We start from the raw sequence: 20,924 nt of genomic DNA, 5'->3' as shown, positions 1-20,924 counted from the left end.
ATAACTGTTCGGCTTGATCCTTCGTTACCCTTCCGTTTATGTCCGGGGGAAGACTCGCCAGCCGCTACTCACTGCTGCGGCCGCTAGGCAGCGGCGGCATGGGCAGGGTGTGGCTGGCCAGGGACGAGATGCTTGACCGCGAGGTGGCGGTCAAGGAGCTCACGCTGCCCGACGGACTGCCCGCCAAGGAGCGCGGCGACCTCGTCACCAGGGCCGTCCGCGAGGCCCAGGCCACCGCCCGGCTGCGGCATCCGGGCATCGTCGCGCTGCACGACGTCATCGTCGAGCACGAGCGGCCGTGGCTGGTCATGGAGCTGCTGCGGGGCCGTACGCTCGCGGACGCGGTCCGGGAGCGCGGGGCGATGCCGCAGGAGCAGGCCGCCCGGATCGGCGCGGCCGTCCTGGACGCCCTGGCCGCCGCGCACGCGCAGGGGTTGCAGCATCGCGACGTCAAGCCGGGCAACGTGTTCCTCACCGACAGCGGCCGGGTGGTGCTCACCGACTTCGGCATCGCCCGGCAGGAGGGGCAGGCGACGCTGACGGAGCAGGGGCTGATGATCGGCTCGCCGGGGTTCATCGCGCCCGAGCGGCTGGAGGGCGAGCTGGGCGGCCCGGCCAGCGACATCTGGTCGCTGGGGGCCACGCTGTTCACGGCCGCCGAGGGCCGGCCGGCGTACGCCGGTTCGCCGGCCGAGCGGATCAAGGCCACGCTGACGCAGCCGCCTCCGGTCGCGCGCGGCCCGATCGGGCCGGTGCTCGCCGCCATGATGGCGCGTCACCCCGCGGCCCGTCCTGACGCGCGGGCCGCGATCCACGCGCTGGGGGAGGTCGCGGCGGGCCGGACGGCCCGGCTCGCGACGCAGCACGACATCACCGCGCCCGCCCGGGTGAAGCGCCGCGGCAGGGCGGCCGGCTGGATCGCCGCCGCGGCGGCCGCGGTGCTCGTGGTCGGTGCGGGCGGCACGTACGTGGTGCTGAATGTCCTGAAAAATCAGGATGAGGTGCCGGAGGCCTTCACCGTCCCCATGAACGTGTGCTCGCTGATCGCCCAGGCGGAGATCGGCGAGCTGCTGCGCACCCAGCAGCCGCCCAAGCCGCAGCCCGGCTCCGACGACGTCGGCCCCAAGTGCGGCTGGCCGGTTCAGGGCACCGGCGTCGGACTGCAGCTCCAGAAGGACTCCGACACCGCCGACCCCTGGTCGATGACCCCGGTGACGGCCCACACGCTGCTGGGCAACCAGCAGCGCTACTGGGCCAAGTACGACGAGGTCGACTGGACCTGGCCGGAGATCGGGGTGAAGGGCTCGCTCAAGGCCAAGCGCACCCCGGTCCGCACGCTCACCGGCGTCGGCGAGGAGGCGTTCGCCTTCGAGCTGACCGGGCCCTCGGGCCGGGTGCACTCCGCTCACATCTACTACCGCCTGGCGAACCTGGTGGTGAGCGTCGAATACACCACACTCACCACCAAGCCCACCGATGAGGACATCAGGCAGTCCGCGTTGAAGGCCGCGCGGGCCAGCGAGCGGGCGTTGCGCAGTGCAGGCTGACTTCTACCTGCTGGCCGGCCGCTACCGCCTGGTGGAGCGGCTCGGCGAAGGCGGCGCGGGCACCGTGTGGCGGGCGCTCGACCAGACGCTCGACCGGCAGGTCGCGGTCAAGCAGATGCGGCTGCCGGCCGAGCTGACGCCGCGCCAGCGGGCGGAGTTCGCCGACCGGGCCATTCACGAGGCCAGGTCCGCGGGACGGCTGCGTGACCCCGCCATCGTGCTCATCCACGACGTGGTGCTCGACGGCGACCAGCCGTGGATCGTCATGGACCTGGTCACCGGGCGCTCACTCGACAAGGTCATCAAGGAACGTGGCCCGCTGCCGCCGGAGGCCGTGGCCCGCGTCGGGCTCCAGGTGCTGTCGGCGCTGCGGGTGGCGCACGCGCACGGCATCCTGCACCAGGACGTCAAACCGGCCAACATCATGCTCGACGCCGACGGCTCGGCCATGCTCACCGACTTCGGCATCGCCACCCCGATGGGCGGCCGGAGCGACCGGCAGGGCACCGCGGGCTCGCCCGGCTACATGGCGCCCGAACGGCTGAACGAGCATGCCGCCGGCCCCGCCTCCGACCTGTGGTCGCTCGGCGCGAGCCTCTACACCGCGGTGGAGGGCCGGCCGCCGTTCGAGCGCGCCCTGCCCGCCGCCGTGGCCGCGGCGGTGCTGCTGCACGAACCGCCGTTCCCGGCCAGGGCGGGGCGCGAGCTCGGCGGGCTGCTGATGGCCATGCTGGCCAAGGACCCCGCGGCCCGGCCGACGGCCGAGCAGATCGGCGAACGGTTGAGCGGCGCGCCCGCCCCCCGCGCCGGCCGGCGCCGATGGTGGCTCGTGCCCGCGGCACTGGCCGCCGTCGCGGTGGTGGGCACGGGCGGCTGGTACGCCCTGGCCGTATTGAACGGGCCGAAGGAGACGGGCAGGTTCGCCGCCGCCCCGGACCCGTGCGGGCTGATCGGTGACGCGCGGGCCGGGCAGTTGCTGAAGGGCACGGTGCAGCGGGTACGCACCAGGGCGGGCGAGTGCGTGTGGCAGGTGCGCGACGGCTCCCAGATCACCCGCTCGATCACCGTGCGGACCAGGGCCGAGCAGCCCGACGGTGACTACAGCGGCCCGGCCGTGGCCCGGCTGCGGTTCGACAGCGAGCACGGCAGCCGCGCCGCGGGGAAGGGCACCGTATTCCGCAAGACCACCGGCGCCCTGGCCGACGTGTCCGGTGTGGGGGAGGCGGCGTTCGTCCAGGACTCCTTCGAGTTCTACATGACCAGTGGCAAATCCGGCCGATCTGACAGCACGCTGCTCTTCCGCACGAGTAATCTCGTGGGCGAGGTCATCCTGCACCGCGAGGACGTTCCGCCGAGCGCTCCGGCCGACAGGAAGACCGCGATCGAGTCCGCGCGCGTGGTCGCCGCGACGCTGAACAACTGAGCCTCTGCAAGCGCCTTGCAAGTGGTGTTACTAGCATGTTTCCCCCTAAGTCAGGGCAACCCCAGGAGTCCCTCGTGAATCCCGGTAGCGCGTTCGAGCCGCCGACCAACCCCTATCGGATCCCGGGCAGGCAGTTCGAGCAGCCGACCATGCCACCGGGACCGTCCGGGCCGCCGCCGCCCCCGCCGCGCAGGTCGTGGATCCTGCCGGTGGTGGCCGTCGCCGTGGTCGTGCTGATCGCGGGCGGCGCGGGCGCTTACCTGGTGTACGGGAAGGTCTCCCGGTCCACGCCCTCGACGGGGACCAAGCCGGTCAACTCGCCCGTGTCGGCGACGGCCGCGGCGCTCGACGTGTGCTCGATGCTGCCCAAGAGCGAGGCCGAGCGCCTCGTGCCGCAGGCGACGGTGGCCAAGGACTCCCGGGACTCCGACTACACGCTCGCCTTCACCTGCAACTGGGCCAACCGCCGCATCTCGTTCGGCGAATACTGGCGCAGCCGGGAGGTCGACGTCCGCGTCGAACAGCACCGCGGCGACGGCGCCAAGACCGGCCGGACCATGGCCCAGAACTCCTACGACCTCGACTACGGCAGCGGCAAGTACGCCGAGACGGCCAAGCCCACACCGAAGAAGGGGGAGAAGGAGTACATCTCCCCGATCAAGGACGTGCCGGGCATCGGTGACGCCGCGTTCGCCCAGTACACCTGGCGCCGTTCCGGCAAGCTGATGTGGTACTCCTTCGGCGAGGCCCACGCCCGCGTCGACGACATGACGATCAAGGTCAAGTATCAGGCCGACCAGCAGCGCAAGGACGCCCAGATCCTCAGCAACGCGACCACCCAGTCCGTCACGGAGGCCAACGCGATCCGCGAGGCCAGCGGCGTGCTCGGGCACATCGCCAAGGGCATCGCCGCGTGGAAGGCGCGGCACCCGAACGTGCTGGCCCAGCCGGACAAGGCCGCGGTCACCACCACGCCCAAGCCCGAGGCGACGCCCTCGCCCACCGTCCTGGCCGTCTTCCCGGCCGCCTGCCAGGCCGTGACCGAACCGGCCACCCGGCTGGTCCCCTCGCCCACGCTGCGGGCCCGCGGCACCGAGGCGGGCGGCGACGCGCAGACCGAGTGCCGGTGGCTGAACCTGGACATCCCCGTGGGCGACGACGTCAAGCGGATCCGCAGCGCGCTGATCACCACGCACCGCTTCACCAACCGCGCCGGCGTCGAGGACGCGCCCGCCGCCCGCGCCTACTACACGGGCCAGCGCGGCAGCCGCGGCTTCATCGCGGGCTCCACCGCGGGTGGCATCTCCTCGAGCAAGCTGTCCGAGGTCAAAGGCCTGGGCGAGGCGGCTTTCAGCCAGTACGTGCAGATCATGCACGGCGTCACGTACGCCGCCTCCGGCACGGTGGTGCTGCGGCAGGGAGCCATGGTGATCGTGGTCGACTACTCGGGCGCCGAGCGGCCCAAGGACGAGCCCGCCAACTCGCCCAAGGTCACGCTGATGGCCGACAAGGAAGCCCGCGGCGGTGCGCTCTCCCTGGCCAAGGCGTACCTGGCCGAGCTGGCCAAGAAGCCGATCGGCAGCTGACCGCGCGGCCGCTGACCGCCCGCCAGGGCGTCCAGCGGCCACTGTCGCGGACCGCGAGGCCGGTCGCGGTCACCAGGATGAACGGCGCCGCGCCGGACGTCTGGGGGCCGCTCAGCTCCCTGTGGCCGGTACGGCCCGGCGCGGGTCGTTCACCAGGCGGAATGTTGACGGCAGCGGTTAACAAGGCTGCAAGTGGCTTGCAAGTGCGCCAAATAACGTGGTCCCCGAACAGCAAATGAGCCGCGTGGTCTCGCTTGTCCAGGACAGGGGCATGGGCAAGCCGGGGGAGATCCGCGGCTCACTGTTCTTCCCTGGCGAAGAAGGGCTCCAGCAGGCCCGGCACGGCCCGCGCCGCCAGGTCGAGCCCGTCGCCCGTGCCGACGTCGACCACGTCGTAGTGCCCCTCTCCCGCCGCCGTCGTCGCCGAGAGCGTGAGCAGGCCGGCGCGGCGCTGGAAGAACGACTGCTCGATCGTCCAGCCGACGATGCCGCTCCGGTCGAGCGCGACCGTACGCCGTGCGGCCGAGCCCCTCCTGGTGACCAGATGGCGCGGGCCGAGCGCGTGGCCGAGCCCTCGGTAGGCGTCGCCGGCCAGCCACAGGCCGGCCGGGAACCCGATCGCGAGCACGGCCGCGGGCCAGATCCAGCCGTCCGGCCACGCCCAGAGGAGCGGCGGCAGCCCGGCCAGCGCCGTCAGCGCCGCGACGGCGGCGAGCGCGCGCACAACGCGCCTGCGCCCGGCCGCCGCCGGATGCGCCACCAGCCCGGCCCGCCACAGACCCGCCGCGGACCGCCACGGTTCGGTCGCGGGCGTCGCCGCCTCAGTCCGGCCCAGGCTCGCGACGCGTTCGGCGATCTGCTCGGCCAGCGCGCGGGGGAGCGGTGGCGTGAGCGCGGCCACGTCCTCCGTCTCGTTCTCCGCGGCCTTGCGCAGCCCGGTGGCGACGGCCTTGACCCGCGCTCCGCCGCCCAGCCGCAGCAGCAGCGGTTCGCTGAGCTCCACGCCGCGCAGCCGCCGCTCCTCCAGCGTCAGCGACCGGCTGGTCAGCAGCCCCCTGCGCAGCCGGAGCCGGCCAGGCTCGCGTTCCAGCCGGTAGCGCCCCCACGACTCGGCGAACAGCAGCATCGCGCCCGTCACCCCGACCACCACGTTGGCCGCCACGAGCAGCGGCACCGCCGACCACGGCCGCCCCGTGACCCAGCCCCAGGCGTCCGAGGCCGTCCCCGTGGTGAACAGGTTCACGCCGAACGCGTCGAGCAGCTTGTAAAGCGCTCCCAGCACCAGCGCGCCGCCCGCGAACGACCACACCGTCAGCGGCGCGTACCTGATCCAGGCCCACCGCAGCTCCGCCACCGCGCCGCCGTCCCCGAGCGGGACCGCGCCGGTCCGCAGCAGGGTACGGCGCAGCTCCTCGGCCTCCCGCCTGGGCAGCGGATCCAGGGTGAGCTCGGTCCCCTCGCCCGCGTGCTCGCCGGTGCCGACCTTGACGACGGTCAGCCCAAACACCCGCCGTACCGGATCCGCCCTGAGGTCGACGCTGCGCACGCGGTCGCGCGGGATCGAGCGGTGCTGGCGTACGGCCATGCCCGAGCGCAGCTCCAGGCGCTCCGTGGTGAGCCGCCACCGGGTCGAGCGGAGCCGCGCGACGTCGTAGGCCAGCACGCCGGCCACGATCAGCGCCGCGGCGCCCGCGCCCGCCGCGACCGTCGCGCCGCTCGGCCAGTCGAGCCCGATCAGCGTACGTGCCAGGACGGCCACCACGGGCGCCACGATCGCCAGGGACAGGACCGACGACGCGCCCAGACTCCGAGAGGAGAGCTTCCGCCAGCTCACGTCGCATCACCCGGCGTCGCCTGGGTGATCGCGGTGAGCCGCTCCGCCAGCTCGGCGGCCAGCTCATGGTCCAGCGCCTCGATCTTGATCGCGCCCGCGGCCGAGGCGGTGGTCACCGTGACGTCGGCCAGCCCGAACAGTCGCTGCACCGGCCCCCGCGCGGTGTCGACCGTCTGGATGCGCGACATCGGCGCGACCCGCCAGGTGTGGGTCAGCCAGCCCTTCCGCGTGTAGACGGCCTCGCCGGTGACCTCCCAGCGCTCCACCCGGTAGTACGCGCGCGGCACGGCCACCGCCAGCACCAGGCAGCCTGTCGCGAACGCGGCCGTCGCGACCCCCAGCCAGAGGGGCCGGCCGGTGAACAGCCAGTAGGCCGCCACCGCGGCGGCGGCCACCGGGCCGGCCAGGAGCATCGCCTGGACCGTCCACCAGGAGATCGCCCGCCTGTCCGCCTGGTTGCGCGGCGGACGCAGTGTCGTGCTCACGTCCGGTCCGCCTTCCCGCGCATCGAGGCCGAGGCCGACAGCAGCACCAGCCCGAGGACGCCGATGACGATGGCGGCGAAGATCTCGCGGCCTTGGAGGAACGGCAGCCGGTTGACCAGTAGCAGGTCGTGGGCCCAGCGCCACCAGCCCAGCAGAGTGTTGACCACGCCGCCGACGCCTTGCACCACCAGCAGCCAGCCGGACACGTCGAGTATCGCCTTCATGCCGCCAGCGTTCCGTGCGCGCAATCTCCGGCGCGTCGGCCGTAGGTCTCGGCGGGTATCGACTTTGGTCGCTGTCCTTCGGCCGGGGGAAGGGCCTAGCCTCGGGGAACGTGACGGAATACCGGTGGGTGCTGCCCTCGGTCCTGCTGGGGGACGGCGACGAGCGGCGTCCGGTGCGGCGCTCGACCCGGGACTGGATCGTCGACGTCCTGATGTTCCTGACCGCCTGCGGGGTGGCCCTGCTGACCCTGCCGGACCTGGAGGGCCAGCCGACGCCCGTGGTGGCGATCGAGCAGGTGGTCGGCGCGCTGGCGTGCGCGGCGGTGTGGCTGCGCCGCAGGTGGCCGGTCGCGCTGGCGCTGGTGACGTCGGTGCTGTCGGCGTACCTGACGCTGGTGGGCGGGGCCGGGGTCGTCGCCCTGTTCACCGTGGCGGTGCACCGGCCGTTCAAGATCTCCGGCCCGCTCGTGCTGCTCAGCCTCCTGACGCTGATCCCGTTCTCCATCCTCCGGCCCGACGCGGAGCTGGGCGCGCTGGGGGCGGCCATCATCGGGACGGCCATCGTGCTGACGGTGTTCGCCTGGGGCATCGTGGTCCGGGCCAGGCGGCAGCTCGTCTGGTCGCTCAGGCAGCGCGCCGACATCGCGGCCGAGGAGGCCAAACGACTCGAACGCGAGCGGATCGCCAGGGAGATGCACGACGTGCTCGCGCACCGCATCTCCATGCTGAGCCTCCACGCGGGCGCGCTGGAGTTCCGGCCCGACGCCCCCGCCGAGGAGATCGCCAGGGCCGCCGGGGCGATCAGGAGCAGCGCCCACCACGCGCTGCAGGACCTGCGCGAGGTGATCGGCGTGCTGCGCCACTCGGCGCCTTCGGCCGGCGACCCGGTCCCCGACCGCCCGCAGCCCACGCTGGCCGACCTGCACCCGCTGATCGAGGAGTGCCACGAGGCGGGCATGGAGGTGGACTTCGCCCTGGACGCCGGTGACGCGCCGGAGGGGCTGGGCCGCAACGTCTACCGCATCGTTCAGGAGGCGCTCACGAACGCGCGCAAGCACGCGAGCGGCGCTCCCGTGACGGTCACCGTCGCCGGCGGTCCGGGCACGGGCCTGACGACGGAGGTCCGCAACCCGCTCCGGCTACGGCAGATCACCCGCATCCCCGGAGCGGGAGCCGGGCTCATCGGCCTGGCCGAGCGGGCCCAGCTCGCGGGCGGGCGACTCGAACACGGCGCGACCTGGGAAGGCGACTTCCTGGTGCGCGCCTGGCTACCGTGGCCGGTGGAGACTTCCCTGGAGGACGCATGACCGCGCCGATCCGCGTACTGATCGTCGACGACGACGCCCTGGTGCGCGCCGGGCTGTCGATGATCCTGGGCGGGACGGGCGACATCCGGATCGTGGCCGAGGCGGGCGACGGCTCCGAGGTGCCGCCGCTGGTCGCCGAGCACCGGCCCGACGTGGTGCTGATGGACATCCGGATGCCCGACGTCGACGGGCTCACCGCGACCGAGGCCCTGCGTACGGCCACGTCGCCGCCCGAGGTGGTGGTGCTGACCACCTTCCACGCCGATGCCCAGGTGGTGCGGGCGCTGCGGGCCGGGGCGGCGGGCTTCCTGCTCAAGGACATCCCGCCGCGCGAGCTGGTCGAGGCGATCAGGAAGGTCGCGGCGGGCGAGCCGATCCTGTCGCCCGCCGTGACCCGTCAGCTCATCGCGCACGTTTCCGACGGCGGCGCGGACCGGCGTACGGACCGGGCCCGCGGGCTGCTCGACCGGCTCAGCGAGCGCGAGCGGGAGGTGGCGCTGGCCGTCGGCCAGGGCAAGTCGAACGCCGCCATCGGGCGCGACCTCTACATGAGCGTGGCCACGGTCAAGGCGCACGTCTCGCGCATCCTCACCAAGCTGGACCTCAACAACCGGGTGCAGATCGCGCTCATGGTGTACGACGCCAGCCTTTGAGCATCCGCTCGATCGTGGCCCGGTGCAGCACCAGGTCGTCGGGGTCGTCCGGCATGGGCTGCTCGCCGAAGTGGATCCGGCGCTGCCACACCCTGGCCATGATGGCGCCGTGCCGCAGCGCCGCGTACATCTCGTAGAACTCCATGTCCCGCGCCCGATACCCCGTCAGCTCCTGATATTTCCCGCAAACGTCGGCGCTTCGCATGAAGTCCGGGATTCCGGGCATGCCGACGGACTCCGTGAGGTCCTGGAAGAAACGGTGCAGGAAGATCATCCATCCCAGATCAAGCTCGCGCGGCCCCACCGCCGCCATCTCCCAGTCGAACACCGCCACCGGCGTGAAGTCGCGATACATCACGTTCCCGATCCGGGCGTCACCCCAGCAGAGCACGTCGGGCCCCGGGTCGGCCGGCCAGTGCGCCTCCAGCCAGTCGAAGCCGCGCTCCAGCAGCGGGATGCGCGTCGCGCCGTGCGCCCACTCGTAGTAGGCGTACTGCTCGTCCACGTGGCGGCGCAGCCCGCCCTCGGGCAGCACGGCCAGGTCATGCGCGGTGAACGGCGCGTCGTGCAGCGCGGCCAGGATCGCCACCGTCGCGTCCTGCAGCCGGCGCCGATCGTGCGGCGCCGCGTCGAGCAGCCAGCTTTCGAAGGTGTACGGCAGGACGTCGGGTGGTACGTCCCCATCCTCACGTTCCATCACGAAAAACGGGGTGCCCAGCGGACCGGGGTCGGGCTCGAACCAGAGGGCCCTCGGTGCTGGGATTCCAGCTTTTTCCCTGGCAGAACGCATGATCTCGAACTGGGCCCGCAGATCGTACGAGGGGAAAACCGGCACGGCCTCCTGAGCGGGCGCCATCCTGGCCACGTACCGGGTACGCTCTCCGGACCAGGACGCGGTGAAGAAGAGGGTCTCGCTCGACATGCCGTTTCCCGTGGGCCGCGACAATTCGGAGACCGTCACCGGCCGACCGACTCGTTCACTGAGCCAGGCTCCCACCCGATCGCGCAGTTCATCCAGGTCACGGGTGGAGGTACGCATCTGGTCCGTCACGGTCGGCCTCCAGGGTGAACACCGGGTGAACGCGGTCCCCGGCACAGTCGTATACCCCTAGCAAGCGCTTGTCCATACGCGACCTACCGTTACGGTCAGGTACACGACAGCCGTACCCTTGTCTGAAAGGGCATGTCACGAAGGGACCGTGGGATGAGTTCAGCGGGTGAAGGCCTGTCTCGCCCGCTTCCCGAGCAGGTGAGACTGAACGTCGTCGATCTGGCGGCGCAGGTCCTCGGGTCCATGCCCGCTGCCACGATTCCGCCGCCGCTGCGCGGGATCGCCAAATTCGATCCGCGCAAGCGCGCCAAACTGGGCAGCGCGCCCATCGCCGCCCAGTTGGAGAACGACAAGGAGTTCCGCGAGGTGGTCGCCGAGTCGGTGGCCGCCGGATGGCCCGAGCTCGTCGCCTCGCTGGTCGAGGGCAACGTGCCGCCCGCCGCCGACCCCGTGCTGGTGGCCGCCGCGGCCTACCTGACGCGCCCGGTCGGCTGGGCGGAGATGGTCGAGGCCGCCCGGGCCGACCTGGAGCAGTCGGCGGTCGCGGCCGAGGGGTCCGAGCGTGAAGAGGCGGTCAACCGGCTGCGGGAGCAGCTCGCCGCCCAGAAGAGCGCCGCCAAGGAGGAGTCCGACCGGCTGCGCGAGCAGCTCAGGCTGGCCCGCGCCGAGAACTCCGACCTGCGCCGCAAGCTCCACGACGCCCGCGAGCGGAGCAAGGCCGCCGTGCGCCGCGCGGAGGAGATGGAGCACGCGGCCGACGACGCCAAGTCCGCCGCGTCGGCGGCGGGCAGCGCGGGCGAGTCGGAGCTGCGCAGGCTCCGCGAGCGGCTGGCCGACGTGGAGAAACAGCTCGAAGCCTCGCGCCGGGCCGCGCGCGAGGGCAGGAGCATCGAGGACGCCCGCGTCAGAGTGCTGCTCGACGCGCTGCAGGACGCCTCCGCCGGGCTGCGCAGAGAGCTGGCCCTGCCCACCATGATCAGCAGGCCCGCCGACTCGGTCGCCGCGCTCACGGGCGAGCGCCCCGGCGTCAGAGGCGTGCCCGCGCGCGCCCTGGCCGACGACGATCCGCAGCTCCTCGACCAGTTGCTCGCGCTGCCGCAGGTGCACCTGATCATCGACGGCTACAACGTGACCAAGACCGGCTACGGCACGCTGACCCTGGCCGATCAGCGCACCCGGCTGATGACCGGCCTCGGCGGGCTGGTCGCGCAGACCAGGGTCGAGGTGACCGTGGTCTTTGACGGCGCCGAGCTCAACGCGCCCGTTCAGGTGGTGGCGCCGCGCGGCGTGCGGGTGCTCTTCAGCGCGCCCGGCGAGATCGCCGACGACCTGATCCGCCAGCTCGTCCGGGCCGAGCCGCCCGGCCGGGCCATGGCGGTGGTCTCCTCCGATCGCGAGGTGGCCGAATCCGTCCGCCGCATGGGAGCCAGACCGGTTCCGTCAGGTCTGCTGTTGCGCAGACTGGGCCGCGCCTAGATTACGAATCGGCCGTTCAGGTAAAAGCTCACCCGCCACTTCTGTACCATTTCGCCCCAGATGTATTCCCTGGGAGGCGACACTGTGAGGTTTGGCCGGGTGCCACTGGCTGCGGGTCTCGCGATCGGGCTGCTGCTGTCCCCAACGAGCGAGGCACTGGCCGCGCCGAAGCCCACGATCAAACAGGCGAAAGCCAAGCTCAGAAAGCTGAACGACAAGGCCGACAAGGTCGTCGACCGCTACAACACGGCGACCGAGAAGTACAAGACGGCCCAGGGTGAGTACGGCAAGCTGAACGCGAGCTACAAGCGCAAGCTGGAGACGGTCGCCACGCTGCGCGCTCAGGTGGTCGCGATGGCCGTCGACTCCTACAAGCTCGGCCCCGACGCCGGCTCCTGGCCCACGATGGTCGGCCAGCCGGACCCCACGGGCATGCTGGGCAGCCTGGCGCTCGCGGGCCAGTTGTCGCAGGAGAAGCTGGCGCGGCTGGCGGCCTTCGACCGGGAGAACCGCGGCCTCAAGGACGAGCGCGACAAGGCCGAGACGGCGCTGCAGGCGGCCGACAAGGAGCGCGACGGGGTCGAGAAGGAACGCTCGGAGGTCCGCAAGCTCATCGCGCAGCAGAAGAAGCTGCTCGACAAGCTCGGCGCCTACAAGACCGGCGACCCGAACAGCACCGGCATCAAGTACACGGGCGCGGCCTCCGGCAACGCCGCCGCGGTGCTCAGGTTCGCGTACGCGCAGGTGGGCAAGCCGTACGTGTTCGGTGGTACAGGGCCGCGCGGGTGGGACTGCTCGGGGCTCACACAGGCGTCGTGGCGCGCGGCGGGCGTCTCGCTGCCCCGCACCACCTGGCAGCAGTGGGCCTGGGGTGCCTCTCGCAAGGTGGATCTGAAGGAGTTGCAGCCGGGCGATCTCATCTTCAGCTCGGGGCTGGGGCATGTGAGCATTTATGCGGGCAACGGGCAGATCGTCCACGCGCCCCAGACGGGCGACGTGGTCAAAGTCGTCACCCTCTCCTCGTACGGCGGCAGCCTCGTAGGGGCCATCCGTCCGTAGCGCTTTGAAAAGCGTTGTCTTTTGTACGGCTAAGCACGGTGGGCCCCGCCCGCCGTGCGGGGCCGGGGTCTGTCCAGGGGCACGCTCCTCCGGTGGAGGTGGTTTCGCACCGTGACGTGCGTATTCTTGGCCCCGGTCCGTGGATTCCGGCGCCCGGGGTCGCGTGCTGAAAAGTGAGAAATGCCACGTCGGTGTCCGTGTTCCCGGCGCGTGTGGCGAGCTCGGCGTGGCGTGTCCGGTCTTCTGAGCGGGTGGGCGTGGCGTGCCTGTTGCTCTGACGATACCGGCGGTGGGGCCATGCTCGGGGTGCTTTTCGCGTGCTTGCTGATCCGCGAAGCCCGGCGGGGCCGCTGTTCTGGGACTTCTGCGGCGAGATCTCTTGGGGCGTCCGGAGATCGTCTAGCGCGCTTTTGGATCGAGGGCGAATGGTGTCCGGAGGGCCGCGACCGCTGCGACCAGCGGTCTGGTGCTAACGGGACCAGTGGTGCAGAAGTGACGAATGGGACCTGACAGATAAAGGGATCGTCAAGTGTGAGCAGGGTCACATTTGCGTAACAACAACCGCTGCTCCATCTGGGATTGCGGTCCTGACTGACAGCCCTGCCTGATCCTGACAACGCCATGACGCCTTTGCCAGTTCGTTACTGAGGGCGTAGCTTCTGGCCTCGCGGCGAACAAGCCATGGCGTCGCGGCATCGGGTCTCCGATGTGGACAGATAGAAAAACCGTTCGGCCACCGCCATTTCCCAATGTGACCAATTGCGGCGGTGGCCTGCCGAGTCCGTGCAGCCAGGAGCACGGAGCCGGGGACCCAGCGATCCCGTCCCAGGGATCAGGGGTGAATCGGCGCTTAACGCGCCGTAGGGCGACTTCCAGGCCCGAATCCGTCAGCTAACCCGGTAGGCGTTCGTGGAAGATCCAAGGAGAAATCCTGTCTACCTCCCTGCATAACCCCCGTCTGTCCCGCCTTGCCCTGAGTGGCGCAGCGCTCACGATGACCGTGACGGCCGGAGGTGTGGTTCTCCATGCCCCGGCGGCGCAGGCGACGACGGCGCGCGAACCGGCCAGCATTTCCCGGACCACCACGGCGGGTAAGACCGTCAAGTCCGTGAAGAAGGCCGCGCACCTGACGGCGGTCGCTCGGCAACAGGCGAAGGCTCGCACTGCCGTATCCGTGGCCAAGGATCAGCTCGGTGACCCGTACCGTTACGGGGCCACAGGACCTGGTTCCTTTGACTGCTCCGGTCTCGTCCAGTACGCCTGGAAGAAGGCCGGCGTCAAGATCCCACGCGTGACGAACAGCCAGTTCGCACACATCAAGAAGAAGGTCTCCTGGAAGAATCTGAAGCCAGGCGACCTGCTGTTCTTCCATGGGCTTGGTCACGTTGGCATGTTCGTCGGCAACGGCAAGATGATCCATTCGCCGAGAACAGGTCTGACGGTGCGCATCGAGAAGCTCAACGGATGGCGCAAGGCGTCGTTCGCGGGCGCGGTGCGTCCCGGCCTGTAAGGCGGTGCGTTCCGGCCTGTAAGACCGTCACGAAGGTCCCGTCCCGCTGGGGACGGGACCTTCGCGCATCTCGGCCCACTTCACCGAATGAGGCCTTGGCGTGCTGCCGGTGACGGCCGGTCTCCTGTGGTGGGCGACTACCATCGGGGAACGTGTCCGTGCAGGTGAGCCGCCGAGTCGTGGTGGCGGGGGTGCTGCTCCTGGCCCTCGCCTCGGCCAGTGCCGTTCCGCACCGGGCCGCCGGGACGGCTGACCTTGCGGCGACGGTTCATGACCTGCCGTCCGGTGGTCGTGAGCAGCCTGTGGAGGGTCGCGGCCCGACGCCCGGTCATCGCGAGCTCCCAGTCGAGGCGCGGGGCCTCTGGGGTGATGGGGCGGATGTCGTACGAGGTGCGCGTTCGGTCGTGGTCGGTCACCACGCGGGCACCGAACTGCTTCGCGACCTGGCGCGCAGGGCCGACGCCGCCGGGACGCGCGTCTCCGCCGTGCTCGGACGGCCGGTGCGGCCCGTGGTGCTCGTGCCTGAGTCGACGGCCGAGGCTGCGCGGGTGGCCGGGGTGGGGAGTGTCGCCGGGCTTGCGGCGGTGGCCGATGGTGGGCGGGTCGTCGTGGTGCCCGAGTACTTCGGCCGGCTGACCCCGACCGGGCGGGACGTCGTGCTCACCCACGAGCTCACCCACGTCGCCGCCGGGACGGCGGGGCTGCCTGTGTGGCTCTATGAGGGGTTCGCCGACTATGTGGGCTACCGCGACGCGGGGCTGCCGGTTCGGGCCGCCGCCGCCGAGCTGGCCGCCGAGGTGCGGGCCGGGCGTCTGCCGGGCGGGTTGCCCGGGCCTGAGGCATTCGCACCCTCTTCCCGGGACCCTGTACGGCTGGCACGGGCGTACCAGGAGGCGTGGCTGGCGTGTCGCTTCATCGCCGAGCGGTTCGGTGAGGGGACTCTGGTGAGGCTCTACCGTGATGCCCAGACGGGTGGCATCGACCGGGGGCTCGCCAGGCTCGGGCTCTCGGCAGGGACGTTGACGGCACGGTGGCGCGACTACGTGCGGGACCAGCTTGCGTAAGGGGAACGCGGATGGACGATCTGCAGAGCACCAACGACATACCGCCTGACGACGACGCGGACCCCCCCGCACGGCACCCAGGCTCACAGCCCGGTGAGAACGCCGCATCGGGTGGGTGGGCCGCACCAGATGAAGGCGCCGCACCAGGGGGACAGGCCACGCCAAGCGGGACCGTCGCGCCAGGTGCCCTCGATGCGCCTTGGCGTGCCGGTGTCGGTTGGGCCTTGGTGCTGCTCGGGGTGGTGATCCTGGTCGTCATGGCGTTCACGACGCCGTGGCGGGTGATGCCGCCGGGCACCCCCACCGTGCCGCCGGATGCGGCGCGTGACTTCAGTGCCGGCGAGATCGCCAGGGCCGCCGCGTTCGACGCCGCCACCAGCGTCCCCGGATATCTGTCGCTCGGGCTGACCGTGCTGTTCGCGGGGCTGCTGGTGCTCACGCCGTTCGGGGCCAAGGTGCTGGGCAGGCTGCGCGGGCCGTGGTGGGTGCGGGTGGTGCTCGGGGTCATGGTGCTGAGCGCGATCGTGGAGGCGGTCCGGTGGCCGCTGGGCGTCTGGTTCGAGGTGGTCCTGCGTGACTACGGCCTGTCCACGCAGGACTGGGCCGGCTGGACCGGGGACCGGCTCAAGGGGCTGGCCGTGGGCGTGGTGCTGCAGTCGGTCATGGTGCTGGTCGTGGTGGCGCTGGCCAGGAAGGTGCGGCGTTGGTGGATTCCGGCCGCCGTGGGGGCGTTCGCGCTGACCCTGCTGGGGTCGTTCGTGTATCCGGTCGTGTTCGAGCCGCTGTTCAACGACTTCCGCCCGATGCCGCAGGGCGCGCTCAGGGTGAACCTGATGACGCTGGCCGAGCGCGCCCACGTCCCGGTCGAGGACGTGCTGATCGCCGACGCCTCGCGCCGGACGAACGCGCTCAACGCCTACGTCTCCGGCTTCGGCGCCACGCGCCGGATCGTCGTGTACGACACGCTGCTCCGGGCCCCGCAGTCCGAGGTCGAGCTGGTCGTGGCGCACGAGCTGGGCCACGCCAAGTACGGCGACGTGCTCGTCGGCACGCTGGTGGGCGGGCTGGGCGCCGCGTTCGGCGTGATCCTGCTGTTCCTGCTCCTGGGGTTGGTACGGCGGCGCACGGGCATCGTCTCGGCGGGCGACCCGCGGGCGGTGGGCGTGATCATGGGCTTGATGAGCCTGGCCACGATCATCGCGGGCCCGGCCCAGAACCTGATCAGCCGCCACATCGAGGCCCGCGCCGACCTCCACGCCCTGAACCTCACGAAGGATCCGGGCACGTACCTTTCGATGCAGAAACGCCTGGCAATCACCAATATTTCCGATTTGTCGCCGGATCCGGTGGAATATGCGCTCTATGCCTCGCACCCCTCCGCTCCCGAGCGCATCGCCATGATCCGGGAGTGGGCCGCGCTGAACGGTCAGCCGCAGCCGTGACCGGTGTGCTCATCGTCACGAACGACTTTCCGCCCAGGCCGGGTGGCATCCAGTCGTTCGTGCACGGGCTGGCCCTGCGCACCCCCGGCGTGGCCGTCTACGCTCCGGCCTGGCCGGGGTGCGCAGAGTTCGACCGCCGTCAGCCGTACCGGATCGTCCGTCATCCCACCTCGCTGATGCTGCCGACCCGCGCGGTCGCCCGCCGGGCGGCCCGGCTGCTGGCCGAGGAGGGGGCGGACACGGTGGTGTTCGGCGCGGCTGCCCCGCTGGGTCTGCTCGCGCCGGGGTTACGGGCGGCCGGCGCGCGGCGCGTGGTGATGCTCACCCACGGCCATGAGGCGTCGTGGGCGAGCGCGCCGGTGTTCCGGGCGGTGCTGCGCAGGATCGGGAAGCACGCCGACGTGGTGACCTACCTCGGCGAGTACACGCGCGCCCGGCTGGCCGCCGCGATCCCGGCGGCGAAGCTGGTACGGCTGGCGCCGGGCGTGGACGCCGGCCAGTTCCATCCGGACGCGGTCAAGGCCGAGCTCGGGCTGGCCGGCCGGCCGGTGGTGGTCTGCGTGTCCAGGCTGGTGCCGCGCAAGGGCCAGGACCAGCTCATCAGGGCCTGGCCCCTGGTGCTGCGGGCGGTGCCGGAGGCGGTGCTGCTGCTCGTCGGTGGCGGCCCGTACCGCGAGAGGCTGGAGAAGCTGGCGCGGGGGCAGGAGTCCGTCCGGTTCACCGGCACGGTCCCGGCCGGGAGCCTGGCCGGTTACTACGCCGCCGCGGACGTGTTCGCGATGCCGTGCCGGACCAGGCTGGGCGGCGTCGACGTCGAGGGGCTGGGCATCGTGTTCCTGGAGGCATCGGCGAGTGGCCTGCCGGTCGTCGCGGGCGCGTCCGGTGGCGCCCCGGACGCCGTACGGCACGGCGAGACCGGCCTCGTCGTCGACGGCACCGACGTGCACGAGGTGGCCGGAGCCCTCATCGAGCTGCTCGGCGACCCGGAACGCGCCCGCAAGATGGGTGCCCGCGGCCGTGACTGGATCGTCGGCGAGTGGGCCTGGGACCTGGTGGCCGCCCGCTTCAGCGCTCTCCTCTAGCCCTTGGTGGCCCCCAGGGTGAGCCCGGCGACGAACTGCTTGTGCAGCATCTGGAAGACGATCAGCGTCGGCAGCGCCACCAGCATCGACCCGGCGGCCAGCAGGTTGTAGTCGGTGAAGAACTGGCCGCGCAGGTTGTTCAGGGCCGAGGTGACGGGCAGTTTGTCGCCCGACGACATCAGCACCAGCGCCCACAGGAAGTCGTTGTACATGAAGGTGAACTCCAGCGTGGCCAGCGCCGCCAGCACCGGGCGGCACAGCGGCAGGGTGAGCTGCCAGTAGCGGCGCCACACGCCGGCCCCGTCGACCAGCGCCGCCTCGGTGATCTCCTCCGGGATCGTGCGCATGAAGTTCGACATGACGAACACGCAGAAGCCGAACTGGAACCCCACGTGCACCAGGATCAGCCCGAGGTAGGAGTCGTACAGCGACTGGGAGTCCGACAGCCACGACGGCAGCGGCACCAGCGTGTAGAGGGTGTAGAGCGGGGTGATCAGCACCTGCGGCGGCAGCAGGTTGCCCGCCGTGAAGGTGATCAGCAGCGCCTTGCGCCCGGGGATGCGCAGCCGCGCGATCGCGAACGCCGTGAACGACGCCATGAACAGCGTGATCAGCACGCCGGGGATCACCACGATCAGTGTGTTGAGGAAGTAGCGCGGCAGCTCGGCCTGGCTCCACGCCTCCCCGTAGTAGTCGAGCGTCAGGTGTTCGGGGAGGGAGAAGTAGCCCAGCCGGGACGTCTCCTCGTACGGCCGCAGCGAGGCGTAGACGGCCAGGGCGAGCGGCAGCACCCAGCCCAGCGCCACCAGGCTCAGGAAGGCGTACAGCAGGATCCGCAGCGGCCGCGCCGGGCGGCGCACCGGGGGCGGCCCGTCCTGGAGCTCGCGAGGCGTGACGGGCGCGGTGAGCGTCATCGGTCCTCCTTGAACAGCTGCGAGAGGTAGACCACGATGAACCCGAGCGTGATCACCAGCAGGATCACCGCGATGGCCGAGCCGAACCCGATCCGGCTCGCCTCGCCCACGATGTTCTCGGTCACCAGCACCGACAGCAGTTCGAGGCCGTTCCTGCCCTTGTTGATGGCATAGACGATGTCGAACGCGCGCAGCGCCTCGATCACCGTGATCACCAGCACGATCACGTTGACCGGGCGCAGCGTCGGGAACACCACCCGGAAGAACGCCTGCGCCTCGTTGGCCCCGTCGATCGCGGCCGCCTCCTTCAGCGCGGGATCGACCGCCTTGAGCCCCGCCAGATAGATGATCATGACGTAGCCGACGTGTCGCCACGCCGCCGCCACCATGACCACCCAGATGTTGATCGACCGGTCGCCCAGCCAGTCCACCTTCAGCCCGGTCACCGCGTTCAGCACGCCGTAGTCGGAGGAGTACACGAGCTGCGCGATGAACCCCACCACGGCCAGCGACAGCACGACCGGCGTGTACAGGACGCTCTGGTAGACCCGCGACAGCTTCAGCCGCCGATCCAGCAGCACCGCGCAGAACAGCCCGAACGGCGTCGCGACCAGGCCGAGGAAGCCGAGCCAGAGCACGTTGTTGCGGATGGCCGACCAGAACGGCGGATAGTCGTTGACCAGGTCGACGTAGTTCCGGCCGCCCACCCATTCCATCGGCCCGATGCCGTTCCAACTGGTGCCCGACAGCCCGATGGAGGCCAGCGTGGGCCCCCAGATGAGGCCCACGTTGACGATGATGGCCACCCCCAGCCCGATGACCAGGATGGTCACGTCGCGGGCGGAGTAGCGACGGGTCTTGGCGGCCATCAGCGGAAGATGTTGGCCTTCTGCTTCTCGATGCTCGCGAGCAAGGAGTCGATCTCGTTCGGCTTGCCGACGAACGTCTGCAGCGACGGGATCATCACGGTGGAGGCGAAATCGGGCCGGGTGTCCCGGTCGAGGAACTGGGCGATGTGCGTCGCCTTGGACACCAGCTCGGCGCCGCGCTTCTGCAGCGCGCTGTAGCCGCTGGTGTCGGCCTTGGAGCTGGCGGCCAGCGTGCCGGGGTCCAGCTTGGTGGCGATGTTCTGCGACGAGCCCTGGGCGAGGTGCTTCAGCAGTGCCTTGGCGCCGTCGACGTTCTTGGCCTTGGCCGAGATCATGTAGCCGTCGATGGGCGCGTCGATGGAGTCGGTGCCGTAGGCCGGGTTGATCTCGGGGAAGGTGAAGAAGTCGATGTCGTCACGTTCGTTCTCGGGGAACTGCTGGGCGACGAACATGCCGAGCAGGTACATGCCGCTCTTCTTCTGCTGCAGCGACTGCCCGGCCTCCTCCCAGGTACGCCCCAGCGCCGCGGGCTGGTGATACTCCATCAGGCCCCGCCAGGTGTCGAAGACCTGCCTGACCTTGGGGTCGGTCCACGACTCCTTGCCGCCCATGAGCGAGATGTGGAAGTCGTAGCCGTTCATCCGCATGTTGAGGATGTCGAAGGTGCCCATCGCGGGCCAGCCGTCCTTGTCGGCGAACGCGATCGGGATCAGCCCGTCGGTCTTCATCTTCTTGGCCAGCGCGGTGAACTCGTCCAGCGTCTTGGGCACCTCGTAGCCCTTCTCCTGCCAGACGCTCTTGCGGTAGAAGACGGCCCAGGGGTAGTAGGTGAACGGCACGAAGTACTGCTTGCCGTCGGACCCCGTCGAGGCGGCCTTCATGGCGGGCGTGTAGTCGCCCCCGATCTCCCGCCACACGTCCGAGATGTCCGTCGCGAGCCCCTGCTCGGCGAAGAACTGCATGCGATAGCCGGCGAACCAGGTGAACACGTCGTCCGGCGTGCCCTTGAGGTAGCGGTTGATGTTCTCCTGGAACGTGTTGTGGTCCACGGTGTTGATCTTCACCTGGCCCTGGGTGAAGCCCTTGATCACGGAGTCGAGAGACTTCTTCGGGACCTCGTCGGAGTAGTTGGAGCCGAGCGTGACCGTGCCCAGGTTTCCGGCGGACTTACCACCCGGCGGCGCGGCCGTGGGCTCGCTGGAGCCGCAGCCCGCGAGCACGGCGGGGACGCCGAAGGTGGCCGCGGCGCCGAGCAGTAGGTTGCGACGGGAGATCGGCAGACGTTGGACCATGGTGGTTCCTCCTTGCCCGGACCCTCACATTCCCCCGAATTCGCTCGATTTCCTTCAGAGAAGAGCACACTTATCCGGCTGTCAACGCACGATTTGGTGTCGGCGT

At 70.8% G+C, this 20,924-nt stretch carries 18 protein-coding genes and 1 riboswitch; of the genes, 11 read left to right on the top strand and 7 right to left on the bottom strand.

Going from position 1 to position 20,924, the window contains the following annotated elements:
• Positions 1-38: 38 nt before the first annotated feature.
• The 3 genes from KLK06_RS24095 (at position 39) to KLK06_RS24085 (ending at position 4,556) form a co-directional block, all read left to right on the top strand.
• Complete coding sequence (locus tag KLK06_RS24095) at positions 39-1,547, top strand: serine/threonine-protein kinase (RefSeq protein WP_214637823.1); 1,509 nt, start codon at positions 39-41, stop codon at positions 1,545-1,547.
• Positions 1,537-2,970 carry a serine/threonine-protein kinase gene (locus KLK06_RS24090; protein WP_214637822.1) on the top strand — a complete coding sequence of 478 codons (1,434 nt, stop codon included), beginning with the start codon at positions 1,537-1,539 and terminating at the stop codon, positions 2,968-2,970. The genes KLK06_RS24095 and KLK06_RS24090 overlap by 11 nt, the downstream gene beginning before the upstream one ends.
• A gap of 74 nt (positions 2,971-3,044) precedes the next feature.
• Entirely contained in the window at positions 3,045-4,556 is a 1,512-nt protein-coding gene (locus KLK06_RS24085) for a hypothetical protein (protein WP_214637821.1), read from the top strand.
• 298 nt (positions 4,557-4,854) lie between these two features.
• Here the strand turns inward: KLK06_RS24085 and KLK06_RS24080 are convergent, their stop codons facing one another.
• The 3 genes from KLK06_RS24080 to KLK06_RS24070 are packed head-to-tail and all read right to left on the bottom strand — an operon-like array spanning position 4,855 to position 7,099.
• The gene (locus tag KLK06_RS24080) at positions 4,855-6,390 is read right to left on the bottom strand and encodes a PH domain-containing protein (protein ID WP_214637820.1); all 1,536 of its coding nucleotides are present in this window, start codon (positions 6,388-6,390) and stop codon (positions 4,855-4,857) included.
• On the bottom strand, positions 6,387-6,875 hold the full coding sequence (locus KLK06_RS24075; RefSeq protein ID WP_308168416.1) for a PH domain-containing protein: 489 nt from the start codon (positions 6,873-6,875) through the stop codon (positions 6,387-6,389). Before KLK06_RS24075 ends, KLK06_RS24080 begins: the two co-directional genes overlap by 4 nt.
• Entirely contained in the window at positions 6,872-7,099 is a 228-nt protein-coding gene (locus KLK06_RS24070; RefSeq protein ID WP_214637819.1) for a hypothetical protein, read from the bottom strand. Before KLK06_RS24070 ends, KLK06_RS24075 begins: the two co-directional genes overlap by 4 nt.
• A 110-nt stretch (positions 7,100-7,209) precedes the next feature.
• Between KLK06_RS24070 and KLK06_RS24065 the strand changes: the two genes are divergently transcribed.
• Together KLK06_RS24065 and KLK06_RS24060 are read left to right on the top strand one after the other, a co-directional pair.
• Complete coding sequence (locus tag KLK06_RS24065; protein WP_308168415.1) at positions 7,210-8,406, top strand: histidine kinase; 1,197 nt, start codon at positions 7,210-7,212, stop codon at positions 8,404-8,406.
• Positions 8,403-9,059, top strand: a complete 657-nt coding sequence (locus tag KLK06_RS24060; RefSeq protein ID WP_214637818.1) for a response regulator transcription factor — start codon at positions 8,403-8,405, stop codon at positions 9,057-9,059. Before KLK06_RS24065 ends, KLK06_RS24060 begins: the two co-directional genes overlap by 4 nt.
• On the opposite strand, the gene KLK06_RS24055 is transcribed toward KLK06_RS24060, so the two are convergent.
• Entirely contained in the window at positions 9,034-10,110 is a 1,077-nt protein-coding gene (locus KLK06_RS24055; RefSeq protein WP_214637817.1) for a phosphotransferase family protein, read from the bottom strand. The genes KLK06_RS24060 and KLK06_RS24055 overlap by 26 nt on opposite strands.
• Before the next feature lie 153 nt (positions 10,111-10,263).
• Here KLK06_RS24055 and KLK06_RS24050 point away from each other — a divergent pair, with 153 nt between their 5' ends.
• From KLK06_RS24050 to KLK06_RS24025, 6 genes are all read left to right on the top strand, one after another.
• Positions 10,264-11,586 carry an NYN domain-containing protein gene (locus KLK06_RS24050; protein ID WP_214637816.1) on the top strand — a complete coding sequence of 441 codons (1,323 nt, stop codon included), beginning with the start codon at positions 10,264-10,266 and terminating at the stop codon, positions 11,584-11,586.
• A gap of 99 nt (positions 11,587-11,685) precedes the next feature.
• A complete protein-coding gene (locus KLK06_RS24045) occupies positions 11,686-12,645 on the top strand; it encodes a C40 family peptidase (protein WP_214637815.1) in 960 nt (319 codons plus the stop codon).
• A 763-nt stretch (positions 12,646-13,408) separates the two neighbouring features.
• Positions 13,409-13,566: riboswitch (cyclic di-AMP (ydaO/yuaA leader) on the top strand.
• Positions 13,567-13,639: 73 nt separating this feature from the next.
• Entirely contained in the window at positions 13,640-14,155 is a 516-nt protein-coding gene (locus KLK06_RS24040; protein WP_214637814.1) for a C40 family peptidase, read from the top strand.
• A 152-nt stretch (positions 14,156-14,307) separates the two neighbouring features.
• Complete coding sequence (locus KLK06_RS24035) at positions 14,308-15,219, top strand: hypothetical protein (protein ID WP_214637813.1); 912 nt, start codon at positions 14,308-14,310, stop codon at positions 15,217-15,219.
• Between the two features lie 227 nt (positions 15,220-15,446).
• The gene (locus KLK06_RS24030) at positions 15,447-16,661 is read left to right on the top strand and encodes a M48 family metallopeptidase (RefSeq protein WP_308168433.1); all 1,215 of its coding nucleotides are present in this window, start codon (positions 15,447-15,449) and stop codon (positions 16,659-16,661) included.
• On the top strand, positions 16,658-17,743 hold the full coding sequence (locus tag KLK06_RS24025) for a glycosyltransferase family 4 protein (RefSeq protein WP_214637811.1): 1,086 nt from the start codon (positions 16,658-16,660) through the stop codon (positions 17,741-17,743). The genes KLK06_RS24030 and KLK06_RS24025 overlap by 4 nt, the downstream gene beginning before the upstream one ends.
• Here the strand turns inward: KLK06_RS24025 and KLK06_RS24020 are convergent.
• Genes KLK06_RS24020 through KLK06_RS24010 form a run of 3 tightly spaced genes read right to left on the bottom strand, consistent with a single transcriptional unit; the run spans position 17,740 to position 20,818 of the window.
• Entirely contained in the window at positions 17,740-18,657 is a 918-nt protein-coding gene (locus tag KLK06_RS24020; protein WP_214637810.1) for a carbohydrate ABC transporter permease, read from the bottom strand. The genes KLK06_RS24025 and KLK06_RS24020 overlap by 4 nt on opposite strands.
• A complete protein-coding gene (locus tag KLK06_RS24015) occupies positions 18,654-19,526 on the bottom strand; it encodes a carbohydrate ABC transporter permease (RefSeq protein ID WP_214637809.1) in 873 nt (290 codons plus the stop codon). The genes KLK06_RS24020 and KLK06_RS24015 overlap by 4 nt, the downstream gene beginning before the upstream one ends.
• Positions 19,526-20,818: an ABC transporter substrate-binding protein gene (locus KLK06_RS24010; protein WP_250905889.1), complete on the bottom strand. Its 1,293-nt coding sequence runs from the start codon at positions 20,816-20,818 to the stop codon at positions 19,526-19,528. The genes KLK06_RS24015 and KLK06_RS24010 overlap by 1 nt, the downstream gene beginning before the upstream one ends.
• Positions 20,819-20,924 lie beyond the last annotated feature (106 nt).

Origin of the sequence: Nonomuraea sp. NEAU-A123 (genome assembly GCF_018603905.1) — a bacterium.
Classification (GTDB): Bacteria; Actinomycetota; Actinomycetes; order Streptosporangiales; family Streptosporangiaceae; genus Nonomuraea.
This window is presented reverse-complemented; position numbering and strand designations above follow the sequence as displayed.